Below are 22,347 nucleotides of genomic sequence, written 5' to 3'. Positions count from 1 at the left end.
TCACACTCCCAAATTTATAGCTCCTGACACTGGTATTTCTTCATCTGCTAATGGCACGTTAATAGTTCCGCTATTTATAGTTAGGTTATTATAATCAATTACTCCATCTGTACTTAAAATTATTCCGCCTATTTTCCCATAACTTACGTAAGTAGAATTAAAAGCTAAATCACTTAAGTACTTTTGCATTGCTGCAGTTAAATTATCCTGTATTTGTTGTAATGTATAACCACCTGCAATAACTACCTTAACTGATATATCAATTGCCTTTTCTACCGCAGAAACTACCGTACAAGTTGCTCCTATAGGTGCCTGTCCTTCTCCGCTTCCTGAAGGTTCTGGATCTATATAGTTTTTTACCTTCTGTACTAATTCACTGTCAGCAGCTCTTTTATTACTGTTTATAATTGTTACTTTTACAGTACCATTTCCATTCCACAATGAAGTTACTTTAGCATCTCCTACTCCTGTAACTTCCTTTGCCCAGTTTTTATACTGTGCTTTATTTCCGCTTGTCGCTGGCGTTTGCAATTTCTCTAAAATCCTCCTTTTATAATCATCATTACCCTCAATATCTATACCATTAGTAAAATCATGTTCATTTATTACACTAGTAACTCCATTTATAGGCGTTATAAGAAGTGTTACATTACCAGCCTTTATATTTCCTATAGTCCCATCCTGGGTACACTGAACTTTAATTTCTGTTACTCCAGTATCATCTATTGTTTTGGTTTCTAGAAATTCAAATTCCACAGTTGGATTATTTTCTGTTGAGACTGTCCCTGCTATCTTTCCACTTTCAAGTAAAGTACCAGATCTACCACAAATCTTTATAACATCTTTTGATGGCTCTGCGTCTTTTCTAATTACTCCTATTTGAGCACCTATTAAATCCAGGTACCCATCATAACTATTTTGAAGATATACAAGATTTATAAATGCAGCCATAAGCTGTCTATGCTTATACTCTTCCTCTGCTACAGGTCTTGTAACACTCCAAAAAAAATCTCCTTCAATTGTACTAACATCATCAGGGGCTTTACTTAACATTCTTTTGTGTATTGTATCTACATCTTCCTTTAAGAAATCGGGTATATCAGGTACTGTCATATTTGCCATATCATCACCCCACATTCACGACATTTACAGAATTGTTTAAAGAAAAGCTTGTTTCATCTGCAGTAATTACTGTGTAGGTATAATACAGTTCACCGTTATTTTGCCATGTAAAACTAAAATTGGTGACATCTTTAGTTAAGGGATGGACCATTAAAGCCTCTGCAGTCATCCTTTTAACTTCAAGTTCTATAGCCTCCTGGGAATATCCTGTACCTGTTAACTGGTAAAATTCTTCTCCAAATGAATCACTATATAGATATTTATTTCTGTCTGTATTAGTTGCCATTTGACACCACTGCTTATATGCTATTAGTTTGTCACATTTTTTTACAGTTCCATCAGGATTTTTCACAAACTCTCCTTTACTAAAATCAAATAAATAGGAACCCTTCAAAACTAAAGGTTCCTGCACATTTGTATCTGTATTATTGTTACTATAATCACTGTCAGGAAATAGATTAGGCATTTAACTCACCCTTCCTATAACTATAAATTCAGCTCCTATTTGTGTAGCCAATACCCTATCTCCACTTTTTAATGGTTTTAAGACTTCTGGTGTTACAACTTTATGTGAATGACTATCAATACCTGCACTATTTGTCTGAGTAAAGTAATCTTTGTCTGTCTTTAAATAATCAAGTACTTTATAATCAGTTATTTCATGCTTAAAATTATCTAACTGTAATCCTGTTTCTGTAATAGTTCCATACTCGATTCCAATACCAGAAACAGCACTATTTATAGAGTTATTAGTATCATCCTTCATTGCTCTAACTAGATTCTCCATCTCCTGCATAAAATTTCCTCCTTATATAATCCATAGTTCCTACAGTCAAATCCATTTTCCCTACACTTCCTAAAGTGTGTGTAACACTAGCCACATATAAATCAGTATCATCAAAATTTACTTTGTCTCCAGCTCTTATAGTGTTTATATCAGCATCACAATTTAATGTAAAGTAATCCTCACCAGTGCTAAATAAAGAATCAGCTTTTTTCTTTGCTTCATCTGCATTTGTTACCTTATCATCCTGAACTATTTTTCTTAATGTTCCATAGCCTTTTGTTTCCTTTTCGTAAGTACCTATAACAGAGCTTAAACTATCATCACTTTGTGAACCAAGAACTTTTACCTGAGTTACAGCACCTTCAAGGGAGGTGTGTTCATCTACATCCTCTACTATAGATCCTAATTTCCATACAGTTGAATTTGTACCTATTTCCACTAAGTCAAGCTTATCTGACATTCTTACCTTATATAGTTTTCCACCCTTTTGAGATGTCTCTTTAAGGTCTTTGAATATCATATCTAAAATGGTGTCTCCCCTATAGATATTCTTAGCAAGGGATGTTCCTGTATCTGCGAAATTTCCAATGGGTATATTCCAGTCATTTGCATACTTTTTTATTCTCTGTGAGGCTGTTTCACCTTCAGTTAAAAGATATTCATCTTCAGATTGTTCCATGTAAACAGTTCGTTCTTTACAGGTAAGCTCTAATGTACGATCTTTCCTAGTTTTTTCTCTTTCCCAAACAATACCTTTAAATACTCTCACATCATTACTGCTATTAAAAGCAGTATCCCATACCTCAATGGCATTCCCTTTTACAAATCCTATGTTTTTAAGTTCATCAGTCTCAAGAAGCTTGACTGTGGCAACGTAGGCTATTGAATCTATACTTTCCTGCAGTGAAACACCTTCATTTAAATTACCTATTTTATAAATGTCTTTTGCAATAATATTTATCATGTAAACACCTACCTAACGTAAGTACAATCAACCCATCCACCATGATTGCTCCAGTATATATCTGCATAATTGCCTTGGACTCTTCCAATTTTGTAACATTCCCCTTTATTTACCGTACCCCTTATTCCGGATGTGTTGTCAGGTTGATCTCTAACATTTAGAGAATCTGCAGTTATATATATCCATTCACCTACATGATGAGAATATCCACTTCCACTTGAAGCAGTAGAAGCTGGCCTGCTGCTTTTTAATGTTGTATCAACTTTGGTAATTTTTAATTCCTTATAAGTTCTAAATGTAAAAGTAAAATATTTTCCATTATATAAACCTTCTGGTTTAACTTCTTCACTTATATTAGCTAAATTAACAAGATCATTGAATCCTATACCAGTAATAATCAGCCTTAGTGGATCTGTTCGATCTTCCCATTTCCAAAGCTTTTCAATTGTATCATTTGCATTTGGTATATCTGTATATCTACAGTAAGGTTCCCATACATCTGGAATTAAAGTCTCTATAGCTATTTCTTTTATCTTGGTACCTTTATCATTTATATCTACTTCTCCTATATCAATTATGTCTGCAGTAGTATATTTTTTCTCATGATTTACTGTAAGGCTAAGTGGATTTACAGGAAAATGGAGCTTGTCATTGTCTTTGACATTTGTTAAATACACATCAAAGTTAAGGCTCATTACTCTTTTTGCTCCAGTCTCTACAGCTTTTGCTGTGTTTTCCACTAGACTTTTAACGATATCTCCTAGATCCATAAGATCACCTCTCTGTTCTATTTTCTTCCAAAGGTATTTACATTATTTTGTAGAATTATCACCTATAGGAGGTGATAATAATGTCAAGTATAAAATTAGGAGACTGGACCATAAAAAGTACTTCTTCATCATACACTTTATGGTCCGCTCAAAATAAAATCATGGTTGAATTTAATAATAGAAAGGTTGCAGTTATTGAACTTGATACAGATAATAATATTTTAATTAGCTCAACATCTGCTAAATGTGAAATTGATAAAAATGATAATACAATAACTATAGTAGATGCTGACGATTTCAATCATAATAATATACCTGTAGGAACTAAATGCTGGTAACCTTTAATAACTTAATTTACATTCCTTAATTTGAGCCTGAATCAATTCAAGCAATATATCTACTTGTCTTGTATTCAGGCCATTCTCTATAATAATATTTATAACTTGTGAACTTATTTTTTTTATCAAATCAAGGTCTATAGAATTCAAATTTTGTAATTCCTTATCATTCACCATTATCACCTCTTTTTTTTAGGGTATAAAAAAGAACCACAATTAAGTGATTCTTTTTTTATTAATTATTGTATTGTAACTTCACCTTCTCCTAGTTTTTGATCATTAGATGAACGTGTTATAGTAATTTTATATTTTCCTGCTGTATCAATATTTAGTGGTACAGCTAAAATTGTATTGTCTTGATCCATGTCTTGTTCTTGACTAAAGAAAACACTCTCTGAATTTCCATTTAATTTATAAATTGCTAATTTCAATTTTGATGATTTAAATGGAGCTTTATTGTCAAGTCTAGCATAACATTTTTCTCCTATGTTAAAATTGTCTTTTGTATTTGTAGGATTAAGATTATTATCTATTTTTTCACAAAATGTAATCTTTTTAATACTTTGTTTTGATTCATCTGTGGTAGCTGCAACATTACTTGACGAGTTATTAGTTGTATTTGAATTAAATAAGGTTCCTGTTCCACCTTTATAAGCACCTATAGCACCATTTACTATAGTTAAAAATAACCCTATTGTACATAACACTATTCCTGCAATAGCTAATTTTTTATGATTACTATTGTGACTTTTTATGCCTAAAATTAATCCAATAATAGTTACAGGTGCTCCAATTATAGGTATAATCCATACTATAAGGCCTATTATTCCTAATATAAAAGATGTAATGCCTTTTTTACTTTTAGGCTTTTCTGTAGTTTCCATTGTAAAAAATTCCCCCTATGTTAATATTTTGTTAGTAAAATTATAACATATTTTATTATAGGGAAGGTATTTATACTAAAAACTATTACCTTTTAGTGTTTTGTAATGTTTTTCTTAATTCTGTCGCAAATTTTGCAGTTGCTTGTTTTACTATATCTTCGACATTCACATCATTACTAAATTTGTTATCCACTTTTACATTTATAGATCCATAACTAGCTCCAGCCATAGCCATTTGTGGCTGAGAAGTATAATATATAGGGTTTGTGTTAACACTTTTACTTTCTGCAGTTGTTCCAGCTAAACTAGATACAGCAGTTTTTACATTCCTTATCGAATTTGCAGCTCTTTCCATTAAGCTTACAGATTTTGTATGTGTTAAAACTTTTTCTCCACCAGTAAAATCTACAAATTCCCAACCTCTTTCGTTTATCCTGGCCAATCCTTTTTTAGCGTTATCAGTTCCGGTTGCATATCCTTGATAACCAGGTCCAGTATAAATATTAAAAGGAGTTCCATACCTTGATTTGATATATCGAATGGCAGCAACTGCATTTGCGATAGGATTGAAAATATCACCAAGGCCAGGTAAAGCAAATTCTGCAAACGTATCAGGCATACATTGCATCAAACCACTTGCTGAACCGGGTCCACTATTCATGAGTGAAGCATTACCAGTTCCAAGTTGTCCAGGATTACCTGATTCTCTACTTGCTATATCTAAAAGCTTTGGCAACCATGACATTGGGCTTCCTGTTATGGCAAGGGCACTGCTTATCCATCCTGATACATTTCCACCTACTGCACCAGCACTAGATATAATATCCGACATCCATTTATTAATAAAAGATTTAACGTCTACAGATGACATGCCTTTTATAACTCCTTGCGGTATAAATTGGCTCAATTTATAAAATACCCTTGAAGGAGAATGTATTCCAAAACCAGTTTTGAACTGTTCAATAACCTTATCCGTAAGAGTTTTTACAATGCTTGTTACATTGCCTGTTGCTGAGTTAATGCCTTCAGCAATGTCATTATCTATTCCAATTCCATATATATGTCCAGTTTTAGAGAATAAGTTTAATATTCCTTTAGATGAATCTGTTACTTTATTCATAGAATCATCCGGAATTTTTTTTTCTGATACAATTCCATTACCCAAATAATCATTTATCTTTTTACCATATTGCTTGAAACTGCTTAAAGAATCATCACCTAATGAAATTGTGGTATTTAAGCTAGCTGTGGTTTTTTGCTTTCCTCCTGAAGACGTTCCATTTCCTACAATACCTCCATTGGCGAACATTCTTACGCCAAGTATTCTTCCTGCTTGCTGCCATAAACTTAATCCTCTGTTTCTTCTATTACTTGATAGAGGAATAATTGCTTCACTACCTGCCTCACCAATAACGCTTAGCTCTGGTCCTGTTGTAACTCCACCATTTGCTTTGTAAGTAGGTTTCCCAGTAAGGATAGATAGAACGTCAGTGCCTTTAGTACTATTATTGGACACTGTATTTACTTGTTTTGATGTTGATGAAGTCGTAGGACTATTACCAATTCCAAAAAAGTTTTTAACTTTACCCCATAATCCTTCACTTTGTTTATTACCTAATCCACCCATATTACCATTTAAATTATTTACGGTATCTGATAAATTAGTCATAGATAGTGCTAAATTAGCTTGAGAATCTTGTACTAAACTATTTACATCTAATAAATTTCCATTGGAATCTAACATGAGTCCTGTGCTAGATAATAAATCATTTAATGAACCTTCATATTGACCACTTGCATCTATTAATCTTCCTTGAGAGTCTACAGTAAGTCCTGTACTACTAAGTAAATTTCCAAGTGATCCTCTATATGCATTACTTTGTAATGTAAGTCCGGATTGAGATCTATTTAAAGCTTGCGTTGTCCCTACATTTTTTGTATTGCTTTGAGTTACATCTTTAAAACTTTTTGTAAAACCAGTGGGTATTTTATTTGCAGATGAATTTGCATTATATTTATCATATAATCCAGTCGCAGCTTTTCCACCAAAATGCCAACCTATAGCTGAACCTGCTAAATATCCTACGCCTGTGCCTATAGGTCCAAATATGGAGCCTATTGTTCCGCCTATCTTTCCTCCAATGGAGCTACCAGTTAAGTTACCAGCTAAACCCGATACAGTTCTTGCTTTGTTTGAAGATGAATTAACTGCATATGCTGACGTTGCAAATGTAGCAAGAGGTCCTATTACTGGTAATGCTTTAAAAACTTTTGAGTTTGTAATAGCACCTGCTTTCTTTAAGAAATTTGCTATTTTGCTTATTCCAGAAACATTCTCTGCTGCTTTTGCTCCTGCTCCTGCAACTCCACTTGCTGTTTTACCAGCTGCACTACCATATCTGAGCCATTTATAAGCTTTTGATCCGCCTTTTATTAATTTTGAACCGCCTAATGTTCCAAGTAATATATAGTCCATTAATCCAGCTTTTGTAAGGGTGGAAGCATTAGGATTTTTAGCAGCGTTTATATTTGCACCTGTAAATGAAGATATTAACTTATCAAATATTTTCCCAGTATCAAATGCTTCTAAAAATGCATTAGTGAAAGCAGTTCCTGCACTAGTACCAGAATCACCAACTTTATCTTCTTTTCCACCTAATGCATCTAAAAAGGAAACAATTCCATTACCTAGAGTTCCCCCTATGGATGATCCCATATCACTAGCAACTTTATTTATTTGGGGTTTTCCGGGACCATTCCACCATGCACTAAAGGGTTCAGCTATTACTTTATCCCATGCTAATGTAATTTTCCCTCCAATACTAGCATTCTTCCACTGCTTACTATCCATAAGCTTGCTTAATCTTTGTTGAGCGTCTTCAATCCCTCCACCAATAAATGAACTAACATTTTCTCCTGCTTTTCTAAATAAAGATCCAAGTTCAGTTACCTTTTTATCATTTTTATCTAACCAATCCGTTACTTTAATAAGACCTGGTTTTATACCTGTCCATAAGCCAGTTCCCCATTGGTTAAGTATCTTGTTTTCAAAAGTATCTTTAAGAGTAGATATTAAACCCAAAGCAGTTTTACTTTGAGCTTGCATCATTCCACCAAATCGTTTATCCATTCCAGTTAATAACGCACTTATCGCTTTATCTGCTGCTATTCCTTGATTACCTATATTTGCAACCTGGTCAGCAGTTAAACCCAGTTGTTCCTGCAATATTTTAGTTGCAGGTATACCAGCTTCAGTTAATTGAAGTATTTCATCACCCTGGACTCTCCCTTTTGCTTTCATTTGTCCAAGAGCTAGAGTTATTTCATCTATGCCTTTTGCTCCAAGTCCCAAGCCTGCAGAGGCATCCCCTATAGTTCTTAGATCAGGCAGTATGCTTTTAGCATCCCAACCAAATGCAAGCAGTTTTTTACTTGCATTTGCTAATTGTGGAAATTCAAAAGGTGTATCATTAGCCATATTTTGTGCTTGTGCTAGAAAATCATTAGCTTTTTGTGCACTTTTAAGCATAGTAGTAAATGCCATCTGAGTTTGCTCGTAATCGCCTGCTATTTGCATTGGTTTTACAAATCCTGCCCAGGTACCTCCAACACCTAAAAGCAACCCTTGAAGTGATACAGCCATACCAATAGTCCTGCTTATTCCACTCCTTATTATACTTAAACCAGATGAAGCCTTATCTTTTATGGTAACTGTGGCTGACCATGTTGTGTTTTTAATTTTACCAAGTCCATATAATATAGTTCTTGTTGGCCCAGATATCCTATCTACAATATTTGTTTTTATTCCAACCCTTAATTTATTTAATTTTTCTAAAACAGCATTTATCCTTTTAGCAGGTTGGGTTACCTCATCATTTAGCTGTGCCATAGGGGCTACTTTACTTTTGTTTAAGTTCTTAAGTCTATTATCTATGTTATTAATGGGTTTGCTCGCCCTATCGTATATATCAACTATAGATATGACTTTAGCATTCTTCAATTTATTTAAACTACCATTTACTTTTTGCATCTGTTCAGTAACTTTATCATTAATTTTAACAGTAGGAGTTGCTGCCACCTTATTTAATTTATTTAAAGTGGAATTAACTTTATCTATTTGTTTTGTTGCTTTATCATTTATCCGTATAGAGGGTGACATGCTAATTTTATCCATTATTTTAGTTCTTTTTTCTAATCGAGCTATATACTTGTCCATAGCACTTAGTTTTTCTTTGGTATCCTCATCACCCTTAACACCAATTACTACGTCTAAATGATAAATTTCCTTTTCGGCCAATGCATCACCTCCCGAGCGTCTTTCTCAGTTTATCCTCTGCTTCCATTTCCAGTTCTGCACTTGCCAAATACCACTTCTGTTCCTCATAAGGCATTTCATCGAATTCTCTAAGTTTCAAGTGATGTCTTACCCAGAGGAAATTTATTAAGCTAAGTTTGTATCTGGACTTGATGAGTTTTTTATTGTTTCAATATCTTTAAGTTCATCATTAAATCCACTTAAATCAAGAACTTCATCTCCCAAAGAATCTAATTCACCAGCAAGCAGCTTTCTTTTTATAACTTCTTCACCACTGCTTACGTTCAATCCCTGCAGTAATTTACTGGAATTCCAATTAGGTGAAACAGTAGCTTTTACTATCAATCCCATATTAAATGCATCATTATCAAATTTACGTATTTCCCTACCCTTTACTTTATCTGTGAAAGTGCACTGATCTCTAAGTTTTGATACTTGTTTAGCAGTTAAAGCCTTAAGTTTTACAGGTATTGCCAACCTCTTCATAAATACTGTCTTAGTTGGGAGTTCATTTTCGCACAATAATTTTTCTATAATTTCATCATCAGTCATACTTTCTAAATCATTATTTACTTTCTTATTTTTATCCATTTAAAATCATCCTTCCTATTTTTTATTCTGCTTCAATAGCATCCACAAGCTCATAACCTTCAAAAGTAAAAGGTATTTCCTCGTCGATAACATCATTTGCTTTAAGATTTAATAACTGCAGCTTACTTGCCATACAATTCATAATTCTTATTGATTCATAGCCATATGCTTCTGGATCTTCAAGTGAAGCTAGTATTTCAAATCTTTTAAATCCTCTTTTTATCGTATCTGAAGTAACCTTATAGCCTTTCATAGTTCCAGAACCTTTTTTTGTTCCTGATTTATATCTAGTCCAATCATCACCAAGCACATTTATTTCCTTATTATCCGGAGTAACTTCAGCTGTACATTCTTGTACTTGTGTTTGCTGTTCTCCATCCATCATAATTTTGCCATGTCTTCCATGAATGACACGGCTTGCATCTAAAACTTTATTCATCTTTTATCACCTCTACTGTACATATCCAGTACCAAAAATTTTCTTCATTATGTTTACATAGTCAGCATTCCATTTCCAATAGAACTCATCACTCTTTGCGTTTGCTTGTAAATCACTGTCTATTGCCACTACAGGATTATTTATTATTCCATTATCTTCTAGCGTTTCAAAGTATTTTTTTAAAGCAGATATAACAACTTTTTGACCTGTGTTATCATTATCTACTTTGCCAATAAAGTCAGATCTCTTTATACTTGTATCTTCATCTACAGCATATAAAAACTTAACAGCCCTTATATATCCAAGTGCTTCACTTTGCTCACTGCTGTAAGTTTTAAGAGTATTAACATCATCTACAACTATCACGCTTTGATCTTCATTTACAAGGATTAAAGTGCCTGCTGCAAGACATGCATTTATTTCATCCTTGCTTAGTTTTGGTTCAACGTCTTCAAATATAGTCTCTTCATTGCATATACTCTCTTTTATTCCTTTTCCAGTTGCAAGTCCTGCCATATAACAAGCAGTTTCAGCAGGAGAATATTTTATACCTTCATAAATTCCACTTACACCTACATTTACAACAGCTTCATCGTTAAAAGTTTTAGACTGAGAGTTTATATCGTCAATTTGAGAGCCAGAAGCTGCTCCCATATATGCAAGTACATCACTGCCATTTAATTTATTTTTATCTATCCAAGACTGTACTGACATTTGAAGTGATGTGTCCCCAACTCCATCTAAAGTAAATGCATCTTTTTTATATCCTTCAAAAGTCGTCATAGCATCAATATAATGTTGATTTGTTATAGCTGATACTCCATTATTACCGCCTGTTAATGGTTGGTTTACTATATTTGCAAGACTCCCATTTCCATCTGCAATTATTGAAGCTTTAAGCCAAACATTATTATAGTTACTATTTATTTTGTTTACTATATCAGTAATGCTCCCCTGTACTTTAAATGCATAAAGCTGTTCAGTACCCTCATAAAGAGTTATTACTACAACACTACTGTTAACAATGTCAGGTTTTATTGATACATTAAATTTCCTATCTGTTGGATATAATGTCTCCAGCTTTATAACATCCACTGGTGTTGTAGCAGTAGTATCTTTTAAAATTAAGCTTGCTACTTTCTCATTGCCATCCGCAAGCCTATATAACAGCAACTCTTTAGGTTTTCCAAGTAATACTAATCTTCCAAGTTTATATGCAGTAAGATCCATATTTGAACCAAACTTACTTATTAATTCAGGAATATCTGTAACAGACGTTACCTGTTTTACCGGACCCCAATCTGCTTTAACTGGCATAACAACAATTCCATTAGTCCCTTGATTTAGTCTGTTTTCAGCTGCCCATTGAAACCTATTATAAAACCCAGGTACACTTGGTTTATCTGTTTCACTCCATGTTCCTTTAGCCATTATTCAACCTTCCTTCCTAGAAAATCTTTTATTATTTTCTTAAAGTTATCTTTTGTAAGTTCTTTTTCTTTGCAATTAAATAAAGCACCTACTGCTGCTGCTTTACTAGAGCCGGTAAGTGCTTTACTATTTTCAATTAAATCTTCAATTGGATACTTTATCTCTACATTATTTATCTCTTCCTGTTTTATTTTAACTGCAGGTATTGTTGCACTTGTGCTATTACTAGATGGTGTACTTTCTTTTACATCTATATTTGTATTGGAAGTATCCTTAGCTGCATCATTCTTCTTAATGTCAGGATTACTTATATCCGGCATAATATCACTCCTTCATTGATCCCCTTCCATAGATTTTCTCCATAGTAGGAGCATTATGTTTAATATTTTCTAACCTAAAAAAATCCACACTGAGTTGGCCTACAGTAAGTGGATCTGCTTCTCTATCTTCTCTTATACTGCTTATAGTTAAGTATCTTCTATCTGCTAAATTCAAAGGTATTTTTAAATCCTGGATTAATTGATTCTCTATAGTACTAATAAAATTATTAGCTTCACCCTTATTTCTGCTAATAAAGTGACATCTAATAGTTTTTGTAATTCTATTAGCTCCTAATGTTTCAGTCGTAGGCTTAATATTCAGTATTCTACACAATACAGAAGGTACCGCAAAATTCTTTCTCCAGTAATCTGGATATACAGGCAAACTCGTGAGACTATTTATATAATCTGCTACAGCTTTAAGCCATGTATCTACCGGAGATTCATCATCCTCATGTAAAGCAATAACATTAAACTGTAATCCTCGTGCAATTGCATCCCATTCCTCATCTATAACATCTTGACCTATAGTTCCATTAAATGTACAAGTATAGCTTTCTCCTGAATCTTCAGTTATAGTTTGTAAATCTAGTGCTGCTATAACTTTATCCATCAAGCTGTCTAAATCCAAGAAAGTAAGTCTTTCAGCATACAGCCATATTTGAATATTCCTTGTATAACTCGTTGGGTTATTTTGCTTATCATCAGATCCCTGTAATACTACTGCATAGGGTTTAGGAGTAGATTGGTCTGGTACAGTAGGTTCGTACACATCTTTAAGTTCTGGAATACTGTCAATTAATTTTTTTCTTATCCCTGCACGCATACATTAATCACCCCACAATTTAATTACACTATCTCTAATTTTATACTTATTATTTTCCATAGTAGGCTTTATTATTGGGTACCCTTTAGTACCTGGATGATGTACAAGTTTAACAGGATGTTTTGCACCTTTCCAATACAATGCTTTCTTATTTTTAGGTCTTATTACATGAGGAGGTGATCCATCTTCAAGTATTCCTCCATATTCAACTCCATGGCTTAATGAAATTGTGTATTGACTATTAGATACATTGACATCTCCATGTAATCCCTGCCTTGCATGTGCAGTTCTATCCTTCCATGGTGCATTTACCTTTGCTTCATTTTCTAATTTATTAGCCCAGTTATCACACAGAGCATACATTTGTGCATTCTTACGATTTATAAAATCTATTGATTTATCACTAAACACTACATCACCTTCTCAAGCCCGCAGTCATAACCACATATTTCTCCATTTATTATTTGTGGATATACGTTTTTAATCTTCATGTGGCCGTACATGCAATCAAATTCAATAAAGTCTTTACTGCTTATATCCAAATCAGCTTCGCTATCAGCAAGCATCCCATATGCTGTATTTTGGTATGATGTTCCTATCGTATTACTTGAAACGGTTATACTACTGTCATATGTTTTTTGTGGAAATATCCTAACAGTTAAGGTTTTGTCACCATTCGTCTTTGCTAGGTGTCCATCAACAATTGTTTTATTAGTTTGTTTGATTTTTATCTGGATTGGGTTTTGAGAGATACTCCATTTAATATCTTTTTTTCTTCTTTCAACCGTAATCATATTCCTACATCCACATCTGCATTTAAAACAATGCTTACTCTTCCCGTACACATACCTTTATACTTTTCAGCATTTTTATAAGCCAAATTAGCAATATCTGCAGCAGTAGAATATTGATATCTTTCCTGACCTACCTGATACTGATTAGGAGTATCATTATTCTCCTGCATAGAAGCTTTAATTGTCCATCCTTCACTAGCAGCACAGTATATACAATCAGCATCATTTAACAGAGAGTCTAATTCATCATCCGTAAATGTTTTACTATCTTTATCATTTAATAACATTCTTAATTTTGTCCTTAAACTAACCGTAGGTGTCACATAACGTCCCTCCTTAATCCATTTATTGTAATGTAGTAGTAATTTAAAGCTATTTCAAGTAAATTAAAGTTTGTATTTTCCTTTGTTTAGCATCTATTTTAACAATTTAAAAATATCAAAATTGATTATAATGGCTAAATTTGAACCAAAATCAATTTCGATATTTAAATAATTGGTCAAAATAGATATTTTGTATTAATTTTTATCTATTTCAACGCTATCTGTTGAACATTTTCATCTATAGCAGCAAATACACCCCTATAACAATATCCAACAATTTGAGCTTCAACTAAACGTGTTAAATCCTGATTACCTGTCTCAGTAGTAAGATCTTTTTTAACAAGTTCCTTAAATCCTCTTTTAGGTCTTATTAAATATGCAGTACCTGGAGTAACACCTTTATAGGTATAACTTTTCTTTCCTACCTGTACACTCCATCCATCATAATAAATAACTGTTGATATACCTGCTATGGATGGGTATATTGAACCTTCAAGTTGATGCCCACCTCGAATAGCCATCTCTATATCCGTTTGATCTGCAGAACTTGCAAGTAATATTGTTCCTGGTCTTTTAGCAGTTACCGCATCCTTTATAGCTTGATTTAACGTTCTCCATATACCAAGCCATACTGGATCATCTGTCTTTCCTTGAAATGCAGTTTTATTAGCTGTTTTATATGCAGCTCCTATTATGGGATATAAATGTATATGATTTAAAAGTGCATTATAAGCTTCACCCATAGATTTATTCAACAATTCAACATTAAACGTCTGATTAAAATCAATCATTTCTTTAGTGTATTCAAATCCAGTTGCATAAGTTTGAATTCTTGCTATTGGACCATTTTCAGCACTTAGAGACCCGAATTTTATTTCTTCACCCTCTATGTGATCTAAAAATACACAATTTCCGTACAATGCCCACTTAGCATCTAAAGTCTTAGGTAAATTAGGATCTGAAATGTTATCATATATAACATTATATAAAAGTTGGACTGCTTCTCTTCCAAGCTCTACATCAAGTACAACTTTTCTAAGTAAATCCTTTAAATTAGCTGTAGAACCAAATGACATCATCTCACCTATTGGTTTTGCAAGCTCTAAGGTTTCCATTTCACCATTTACAAGTTTCTTTTTAGCATAATCAACCTGACCATTAACTTCAAAAGGAATGTCTTCCTCTATGGTCATAGATCTTCGTTTGTCCAGGAGTGTATCCTGACTTACAACTTTAAACATTAATTAATAACCTCCTCTATGCATACTGTGGTAGTAATATAAACCATATAACATTATTAGTATCTTTAGGCTGTGTAACCCTGCCTACAAGTCTGTTAGTACCTGGTGTAACTGTAAATTTGTCTGCTGTACTGTCCCAATAAATCTTATCACCTTTGTTAAATGCCTCAGTAGTAACAATATTATCTGTTTCATACTCTGCCTGTTCAATAGTTAAATTAACTTCATCTGTTTGACCTTCATCAGTTGTAACTGATTGAGCTGCCATTCCAAAGAACCCATCAAGTAAATAGAACTTTTGCGCTTGTATAATCGTTTTTTCTGGCACGGTAACTGTAACACTTTTACCATCACTTACTTTTGCCCTTGTAATTTGCTGCTCTGTACTTGGTACTGGTTGTCCTGTATACATATAACATCATCTCCTTTTATATTCTTGACTTTCTAGCTCTTACGCCACTTCCTATATTAGTATCTGTTTTTAATGTGCTAACCCCTGCTGTACCTGCAGGTATATCTAAATGCTCTTGTGATATCAAGTTCTTAATAAATTCATCTTTTAAGATATTGTCAATTTCGCCTGAAATAACTTCTTTACTGGCACCATCCTCAACTTTGAGCATCTTTTTAACTAGATTTTGAGCCATTTCACCAGCAACTTTTTCTTTAACAGTATCATCAATAACCTTTTGGAATCCTGCTTTTTCAGTATTTGCTACAGCTTCATGAGCCTTTTTAGCAACATCCACTACGTCCATTTCACCAGTAATAGCAAGTGCTTCTTTAACTTTGGTTAAAGTTTCTTCATCACTAAAAGCCTGCCTAACATCTTCCATCTCTTTTGATACTGTTTCCTTTGTCATACCAAGTGCTTTAATTATCTGGTTATAAGTAACCTTACCAGTCTGCAATAAGCCCTTCAAATTTTTAATTATTTCATCAAAATCCATTGCTTTGCCTCCCTTATTATCATCATCACTTTTTATTGTTGAATCCATTTCCATGCCTACTATACTTGTAGGCATTCCTGGTCGATGTAACGGTGTCCAATCAATTGAAAGTGGATTATATCCTGTTACATCCATTTCTCCAGTTCCAGTATTTTTCTTTAGTTTAGGAAATCCAAATATTGAAACCTCTTTTATTCTTCCTGTCCTAACCCACCTTTTTAATTGTGGTGCATCTGCATCAATAAGTCCTCTAAAATAAGCCTTATTACCATCCATCTTTGCTCCAATCCAACTTGTCACTGGAGGAACAAACTGAGTACTTACATCCTCAGCTTTCTGGTGTCCTAAAAAACCATTTAGTGTATTTGTATTCACATAATCAACTATATTTTTCAAACTCTCAGGCTTATAATTCCACCCTCGTTTTGATTTAGTGGCCGGTATTTCAACAGCTACCTCAAGTGGATCTTTGTCCATAGATTTCATATAGTTCAAATCTACACCTTGAGCAAGTGGAATATCACTTGGTTTAACACTTGAAAGGCTTGCACCAAGCGCATCCATTTCACCATAAATTTCACTATCCATTTCACCTATAGGTTTATATAAAAACATTTCGTTCACCTACCCTTCACCAACTTTTGCAAAATAAAAAAGCCTTATTCCTAAGACTTTTTCAATATTCTTCCTAATTTAATTAATCATTATTATTTTGTTCATTATTCTTATCATCCTTAATTACTTCATGATCTTGAGTTGCTCTAGTAAATCTTTTAATTTGTGTCAACGTCTTTCTATTTTGCTGCAAAAATATTTCATCTGTTTCAGAATGATTTGATTTAATTCGATTTCTTTTTGTTTTATGTAAGAATATTTCCTCTATATTCTTTTTATCAGTCATTATATAACCTCCCCATTTTATTATAGTATTAAGAAAAGAAACAATTTTAATATTATGCCAGCAGTATAAAACCTAACTTTTAAATCATTTGTTTTAATGTTTTGTTGTAATGCTTCTGTATACCCTAAAATTAATGCATATGCACATTTACCTTCAATTTGTTTATTTAGATCTCTATCTTGAAAAATATCTATTGCTATTCTTATATACTTTTTTGTGAACATAATCCAAATAAACATAAACATTGATGCAAGAACTGCTATAGCACACAAAATATATAACATAATATAAATTGTATACACTTTATAATTTTTAGCTATATTACTAACTACACTATTAGAATTTGAAGTAAAAATATATCCTAAAAAAAAAGTTGAAATTGTTATAAATACAGGAATTCTTGATTCTATGTTTTTACTTCTCTCATCTTCCTTATCGTATTCTTTACTTATATATTCCAATAATAATTTTGAAGATAAATACTCTGAATTTACATTAGTATTATTTTTTTTTGGAACAATTTTTTTTGACTTCTTCATTACATTCCTCTTTAATCCATTATTTTACTTTATTATACAATGCATGTACATAAAAAACAAATATTCTTTATTCTAAGTAAAATAAACGACCATTTTTTTTACTTAAATTTAGTAGTAACAACACTCACCTATTTATGCTATTGTTTAGTAAATATATTCGGTAAAGGTTTCAAAATAAATTTTAATTTTAATTTTACCGTTTTATTTACTCTTTAATGTACATAGATGATTTCTTATATATGTTCTGATACCAATTTTCTAGTCCTGGTTCACTACCTGGATTCCTATCCCATCTTTTTAATCTATCAACAAAATCCTCTGGATCTTCGTTAACAGTTAAAGTTATACATAAACAATTAGGATGAAATGGATATGATGGAGCCTTATCAACTGGATATACACCAAGCCCTAATCCATACGTATCAACACCACATATATGATCACATTTATCATAATGTGGATGTGATCCAGACAATATAAACTTCACTGCATTACATGAAGGACTTATCATAGCACTTTGAATGGTGGCTTCACCATATGCTACGGTCATTTCTGTTCTTGCAAGTCTTAAAGCTTCATAACATATGTCATCAGGTACCCTTCCTTTCATTCTTTTCATCATGCCAGGGTAATCTTTTGCTAAAGTTTCGCTCCCTGTTTTAACATACTTCTCAAGCATCTTTGCAGTTTTAACACAATCCTGACCTTCAGCTACAGCCTCCTGTATTATTTCATTTATCTCTTTTCGATATTTCTTTGACTTGCTCCATATCCTATCAGATAAATATAGCCCTTTTTCTGACCTTGCCCAACATGTTTCAATAGCTCTTAAATTTGCTTGATAATGCAAATCTTTTACCTTGGAAATAGTTAATTTTGATACATTAGCTTTTCTTACAGCAGATATGTCTATTGCCTTTGCATATCCTGTAGCAGCTTCAGCATTTGCCTTAATGTATTTTTTTAATATGATAACAAGTTGACCTTCAAGTTTATTCTGCTGTTCAATTAAAATTTCTGCTAATATCTCAAGCTGTCTCTGTCTTATCTGAGAAGTTCCTTCCTGTTTAAGTTTCTCAGATATTTCATTAATAAGCCTTATATATAAGTTTCTTACCTCAGTTTCATTATTTAATCTAAGATCTATATACTTTTTTCTAGCTTGAAGCGCCCATATTTTATAACCTCCAGCAATCCTTTTGAGTTCATCTATTTCTTTACTCATCTACATTGCCCTCCTAATTTTCTGGCGAATTATTTATCTCATTATCAAGCTCTTTCTTTTCATCATCTAAACCTGCTGAATCCTGCATTCTATAATTAAGCATTTTATCCTCGATTATTTTTTCTCTTTCACCAACTACACCCTCATCATCTGAAATATATTGATTCATAGTATCAATATATTTAGCTAAGAAATTTGCAGCAGACTCATTTGAAATAAAGTTTCCAGTAATTGCAGTTTCCAACGCACTTGCCACATTATTAAGAGTTTCAGCACTTTCCTTATCATCTTTAGGAGTAACTTCGTCCCACCCAAGGGTTACATCATAACTTGAAAAATTACCACCCACAGATTGAGCTGACATTATAAGTACCATTCTTGCAAGCATACGCCACTGTTCTGTAAATTGTTCTCTCTTACGTCTTATCTTATTAGCCATAATAGGCATTTGTTCTTTTACTGAAGCCAATGCACTTGGAGTATGCACACCAAATATAAATTCAGGTGTTTCAGATACATCAACAATGCAATAAAATAAGAGGTTCAATAGTACCTGCGCATCTCCTGTAGCACTATTAACCTCTATAAATTCGGCATCTTCATCAGGTGCCATAAATAATATTTCATGGCCATTTAAATTTATTGTTCCACCTTTTTTAGCAAATTCTACAGGATCATCAATACCAAAATTATTCTTTAAAAAACTTGCTACATCTTTAAGTTTTATTTTTAATTTAGGTGTACTATGCATCTTGCTACCCTTTAAAGCATGAAGCATAACATCATGGTAAGCTTTTAATAATGGCTCTATTGGCTCAATATCACTTTGTCCATACTTTAAAGTTTCATCAGGCTCATTTTTAAAATGAACTATAGGAATAAATCCCCATGTATTAGGTGTTGTTCCGGCACTAATTCCTTCTGGTGTATCTCCTTCTATTTGTATGGTTCTTTCTTCAGCTGTTATTGACTGTATAATATCACACTTAAATTTATTACCTTCTACATCTTCCCATTCTTGATGGCTTTTCAATATATAAGCAGTGGGTTCTCCAGTAGTAGGATCTAGTAATATATCTTTAATTTCTTCTGGAGGTATAAAATTATATACTAGCCTATTAGGTTTATCGGGATATAACGGATTATTGACTTCCTCTCTTGTAATCCATACATAACTATCGCCAAGTTTTAATGCATCAGTATGTGTCTTAAGAATTTTGGATGTATTATCTAGTGCAAAACTATCAAGTATCTCCTGTGCACTATCATCTTCGCATTGAAAGTGAGGTACTCCCATAAATCCTACTGTAGAATTTATTATAGGTCTTACAAAATGTGCGCCCAATTTATAATCATCATTATTATTTTGATAAAGCTGTCTTGCAAGTTCATAATCAACTTTAGAACTATCTAGTTGATATGTTGTAGTTGCAGTTCCTCCAGATATACGCATCTGTTCACCTTTTGGATTTACTAATTTTGCCTTAATATTTTTAATAAATGTTTTTAAACCCATATCACCATACACTGCCTCCTTTCAATAAAGATAAATCCTTGCTTGATACTGGATATAATGTCTGAATTAAATATCTTAATGCATCCATAGCATGGTCATTTTCTTTTAATGGTTTATCTTCTCCACGTTTTTGTGCTTTATCATCCCATATATATGATTCAAATTCCTTTATGAGATTTGGGCAATTATCTTTAACTATGTGAATTCTTCCATCATTAAGCCATGTTGTCACATTACTTATGCCATCTATAACATTATTATCTGCTTCAAGTACTGATATCCCATTTTGTCTAAATAAATTAATTAATGATGTAGCTGAAGGATCTATTATTACATTTCTTGGCTTTATATCTTTAGTAAATTTCTTATAATCTGATAAAAATAGATTATCTGTTTTAGCCTTGCCACTATCTCCTTTATTGTAATATTCATTAATTATGAATACATGAGGTATATGTTCATATAGCCTAATAGCAGCTTTCAAATATACATGTGGATTTGTTATCCCATAGTCACACGGAATATAAAACATTAAATTATCTTTAGGTATTTTATCTATTGATATACAGTGTTCATTTTCATCAAATCCTGGATATATAACACCATCAGCCATTACCCATAGTCCTTTAATAAATCTATCGTAAAACAAACCTGAATAAGCTTTTTTTATATTTTCTTTGTATTCTTCACTCAGTGTTAAATTATCGTCTAAATCAAAATGCCAGTGACAATATCCATTTTCTTTACATTTATCAATATATTCAGTTTTTATATAATGATAAGGACTATCTGGATTTGTTGTCCAAAATGCTTTGGCACCCTTTAAACTCATTCTGGATAATGCTTGTTTAACAAAAGTTTCATGATGTAATGTAATTTCATCAGCCATCCATCCTCCAATAGTAATACCTCTTATTTTACCTTCATCATTGGATTTAGAACCTCCTCTACAATAACATATCTTTGTTCTACCATCATATTGAATTATAAGCTGTGCTCCACCTTTAGAACTATCTTGATAAACTGCTCTATCCTCACCCAAAATGTAAATCATATCTCCTATAACGTTTCTGTATAATGAATCAGTACTTTCACCAGACATTAAAAACTTATCATATGGAGAATTAAGTACAAATAAGGTCCATGCTAAATTTACTATAAATGTTTTACCACTCCTTACACTTCCTTCTAGAATATTAATAAATCCCATCTGATCATTAAGGAGTTTTTTTATAACATCTCTTTGCTTTGGAGAATATTTATATCTCATCTTTTAAACCTTCTAGCATGTCTTTTAATATTCCATCTTTTAATTTACCTTTATCATTATTCTTAACTTTGTCTACTGCAGCTTTAAGTTTTTCAATTCTTAATTTTTGCTCCTCAGTTGCTAAATTCCAATTTTTATGAAGCATTTCATCATATTGCTTTATCATACTCTCTAAGGTTTTCATTGCCCTAGATTGTGCTTTTAAAAATGTGGCCTGCCTGTCCCATGCAAATTGAAATTCATATTCATATTCTTCGTCTGATTCATCAGTAGAAGTTTTCTGTGTACTTCTATTTTTTGTTTTAACTTTAGATTTTTTTAACTCCTTGATCATTTCTTTCTTATTCTTTACATACATTATTTTCTGGCTTCTAATAACAGCAGCAAACTGTAATTGAATATTAGTCCACAACATATCTAATAAACTAATTCCTGATTCCACAGTTTCTTTTATTATATTTTTTGTTGACATAGGAAGATACTTTTTAAGAAAATCCTTTGGTAAATGTTTTGTAGGATCATAGTATTCTCCATGTCTAAGGTTATTTAAATTACCATTTGGGGCACCGCCACTATTACCAACAGCATTTTTATTACCTGGTGGAGCACCTACTTTCCTTTTTATTTTTTCTTCCCATTTATCTCTACATTTCCACACAGATATATTATTAGAGCTTTCATTTAATAAATCTGCTATTTCCTTATTGCTTATGTTTCCTTTATGTTCCTTATATATTTTAAAAGCTTTATCTCTGTTGGGACTTCTCTGTCTTGACATAACATCACATCCTTTTTTAAGCA

The 22,347-nt window shown here is 32.6% G+C and carries 26 protein-coding genes; 1 reads left to right on the top strand and 25 read right to left on the bottom strand.

The genetic code is table 11. From position 1 onward, the window contains the following. From B5S50_RS12460 to B5S50_RS12440, 5 genes are read right to left on the bottom strand one after another with little or no spacing between them, the layout of a single operon-like run. Positions 1 to 1,122, bottom strand: a complete 1,122-nt coding sequence (locus B5S50_RS12460) for a baseplate J/gp47 family protein (protein ID WP_217301970.1) — start codon at positions 1,120 to 1,122, stop codon at positions 1 to 3. A 4-nt stretch (positions 1,123 to 1,126) separates the two neighbouring features. Continuing rightward, on the bottom strand, positions 1,127 to 1,588 hold the full coding sequence (locus tag B5S50_RS12455; RefSeq protein WP_217301969.1) for a DUF2634 domain-containing protein: 462 nt from the start codon (positions 1,586 to 1,588) through the stop codon (positions 1,127 to 1,129). Further along, positions 1,589 to 1,918 (bottom strand): hypothetical protein, encoded by a 330-nt coding sequence (locus tag B5S50_RS12450; RefSeq protein ID WP_217301968.1) that lies wholly within the window; start codon positions 1,916 to 1,918, stop codon positions 1,589 to 1,591. It abuts the gene before it with no gap. Beyond that, a complete protein-coding gene (locus B5S50_RS12445) occupies positions 1,893 to 2,873 on the bottom strand; it encodes an XkdQ (RefSeq protein WP_217301967.1) in 981 nt (326 codons plus the stop codon). The genes B5S50_RS12450 and B5S50_RS12445 overlap by 26 nt, the downstream gene beginning before the upstream one ends. 8 nt (positions 2,874 to 2,881) lie before the next feature. Then, positions 2,882 to 3,643 (bottom strand): SH3 domain-containing protein, encoded by a 762-nt coding sequence (locus B5S50_RS12440; protein ID WP_217301966.1) that lies wholly within the window; start codon positions 3,641 to 3,643, stop codon positions 2,882 to 2,884. Positions 3,644 to 3,723: 80 nt separating this feature from the next. Between B5S50_RS12440 and B5S50_RS12435 the strand changes: the two genes are divergently transcribed. Then, on the top strand, positions 3,724 to 3,981 hold the full coding sequence (locus tag B5S50_RS12435; RefSeq protein WP_217301965.1) for a hypothetical protein: 258 nt from the start codon (positions 3,724 to 3,726) through the stop codon (positions 3,979 to 3,981). Positions 3,982 to 3,984: 3 nt separating this feature from the next. Here the strand turns inward: B5S50_RS12435 and B5S50_RS12430 are convergent, their stop codons facing one another. The 20 genes from B5S50_RS12430 to terS form a co-directional block, all read right to left on the bottom strand. Then, a complete protein-coding gene (locus tag B5S50_RS12430; protein WP_217301964.1) occupies positions 3,985 to 4,155 on the bottom strand; it encodes a hypothetical protein in 171 nt (56 codons plus the stop codon). 65 nt (positions 4,156 to 4,220) lie between these two features. Further along, on the bottom strand, positions 4,221 to 4,865 hold the full coding sequence (locus B5S50_RS12425) for a DUF4190 domain-containing protein (RefSeq protein ID WP_217301963.1): 645 nt from the start codon (positions 4,863 to 4,865) through the stop codon (positions 4,221 to 4,223). 85 nt (positions 4,866 to 4,950) lie between these two features. After that, the gene (locus tag B5S50_RS21590; protein WP_254306593.1) at positions 4,951 to 9,162 is read right to left on the bottom strand and encodes a tape measure protein; all 4,212 of its coding nucleotides are present in this window, start codon (positions 9,160 to 9,162) and stop codon (positions 4,951 to 4,953) included. A gap of 144 nt (positions 9,163 to 9,306) precedes the next feature. Beyond that, positions 9,307 to 9,771, bottom strand: coding sequence for a hypothetical protein (locus B5S50_RS12410; protein ID WP_217301962.1), 465 nt, complete (start codon positions 9,769 to 9,771; stop codon positions 9,307 to 9,309). Positions 9,772 to 9,793: 22 nt separating this feature from the next. Then, complete coding sequence (locus B5S50_RS12405) at positions 9,794 to 10,210, bottom strand: phage tail tube protein (RefSeq protein ID WP_217301961.1); 417 nt, start codon at positions 10,208 to 10,210, stop codon at positions 9,794 to 9,796. Positions 10,211 to 10,222: 12 nt separating this feature from the next. Further along, complete coding sequence (locus tag B5S50_RS12400) at positions 10,223 to 11,641, bottom strand: phage tail sheath family protein (protein WP_217301960.1); 1,419 nt, start codon at positions 11,639 to 11,641, stop codon at positions 10,223 to 10,225. Next, positions 11,641 to 11,961, bottom strand: a complete 321-nt coding sequence (locus tag B5S50_RS21585; RefSeq protein ID WP_254306592.1) for a hypothetical protein — start codon at positions 11,959 to 11,961, stop codon at positions 11,641 to 11,643. Before B5S50_RS21585 ends, B5S50_RS12400 begins: the two co-directional genes overlap by 1 nt. Positions 11,962 to 11,965: 4 nt before the next feature. Continuing rightward, positions 11,966 to 12,787: a hypothetical protein gene (locus B5S50_RS12390; RefSeq protein WP_217301959.1), complete on the bottom strand. Its 822-nt coding sequence runs from the start codon at positions 12,785 to 12,787 to the stop codon at positions 11,966 to 11,968. A 3-nt stretch (positions 12,788 to 12,790) separates the two neighbouring features. Continuing rightward, positions 12,791 to 13,150, bottom strand: coding sequence for a hypothetical protein (locus B5S50_RS12385; protein ID WP_183128079.1), 360 nt, complete (start codon positions 13,148 to 13,150; stop codon positions 12,791 to 12,793). A 47-nt stretch (positions 13,151 to 13,197) separates the two neighbouring features. Further along, positions 13,198 to 13,581 (bottom strand): hypothetical protein, encoded by a 384-nt coding sequence (locus tag B5S50_RS12380; RefSeq protein WP_217301958.1) that lies wholly within the window; start codon positions 13,579 to 13,581, stop codon positions 13,198 to 13,200. Further along, a complete protein-coding gene (locus B5S50_RS12375) occupies positions 13,578 to 13,904 on the bottom strand; it encodes a hypothetical protein (RefSeq protein WP_217301957.1) in 327 nt (108 codons plus the stop codon). Before B5S50_RS12375 ends, B5S50_RS12380 begins: the two co-directional genes overlap by 4 nt. 206 nt (positions 13,905 to 14,110) lie before the next feature. Beyond that, positions 14,111 to 15,145 (bottom strand): hypothetical protein, encoded by a 1,035-nt coding sequence (locus B5S50_RS12370; RefSeq protein WP_217301956.1) that lies wholly within the window; start codon positions 15,143 to 15,145, stop codon positions 14,111 to 14,113. Positions 15,146 to 15,161: 16 nt separating this feature from the next. Next, positions 15,162 to 15,557 (bottom strand): DUF2190 family protein, encoded by a 396-nt coding sequence (locus B5S50_RS12365; RefSeq protein WP_217301955.1) that lies wholly within the window; start codon positions 15,555 to 15,557, stop codon positions 15,162 to 15,164. Positions 15,558 to 15,573: 16 nt separating this feature from the next. Continuing rightward, positions 15,574 to 16,710 carry a hypothetical protein gene (locus B5S50_RS12360; protein WP_217301954.1) on the bottom strand — a complete coding sequence of 379 codons (1,137 nt, stop codon included), beginning with the start codon at positions 16,708 to 16,710 and terminating at the stop codon, positions 15,574 to 15,576. Between the two features lie 82 nt (positions 16,711 to 16,792). Continuing rightward, positions 16,793 to 16,996 carry a hypothetical protein gene (locus tag B5S50_RS12355; protein WP_217301953.1) on the bottom strand — a complete coding sequence of 68 codons (204 nt, stop codon included), beginning with the start codon at positions 16,994 to 16,996 and terminating at the stop codon, positions 16,793 to 16,795. Positions 16,997 to 17,016: 20 nt separating this feature from the next. Then, positions 17,017 to 17,535 carry a hypothetical protein gene (locus B5S50_RS12350; RefSeq protein WP_217301952.1) on the bottom strand — a complete coding sequence of 173 codons (519 nt, stop codon included), beginning with the start codon at positions 17,533 to 17,535 and terminating at the stop codon, positions 17,017 to 17,019. Positions 17,536 to 17,740: 205 nt separating this feature from the next. Next, positions 17,741 to 18,760, bottom strand: a complete 1,020-nt coding sequence (locus tag B5S50_RS12345; protein ID WP_217301951.1) for a hypothetical protein — start codon at positions 18,758 to 18,760, stop codon at positions 17,741 to 17,743. Between the two features lie 13 nt (positions 18,761 to 18,773). Next, positions 18,774 to 20,276 (bottom strand): phage portal protein, encoded by a 1,503-nt coding sequence (locus B5S50_RS12340; RefSeq protein ID WP_217301950.1) that lies wholly within the window; start codon positions 20,274 to 20,276, stop codon positions 18,774 to 18,776. 1 nt (position 20,277) lies between these two features. Then, complete coding sequence (locus B5S50_RS12335) at positions 20,278 to 21,546, bottom strand: PBSX family phage terminase large subunit (RefSeq protein WP_217301949.1); 1,269 nt, start codon at positions 21,544 to 21,546, stop codon at positions 20,278 to 20,280. Then, positions 21,536 to 22,324, bottom strand: a complete 789-nt coding sequence (gene terS / locus B5S50_RS12330; RefSeq protein WP_217301948.1) for a phage terminase small subunit — start codon at positions 22,322 to 22,324, stop codon at positions 21,536 to 21,538. The genes B5S50_RS12335 and terS overlap by 11 nt, the downstream gene beginning before the upstream one ends. Positions 22,325 to 22,347: the final 23 nt, after the last annotated feature.

Source organism: Clostridium sp. 001 (assembly GCF_019056555.1).
Taxonomy (GTDB): Bacteria; Bacillota; Clostridia; order Clostridiales; family Clostridiaceae; genus Clostridium_B; species Clostridium_B ragsdalei.
The sequence above is the reverse complement of the archived record's forward strand: the minus strand, read 5'-3'. Positions and strand labels throughout refer to the sequence as shown.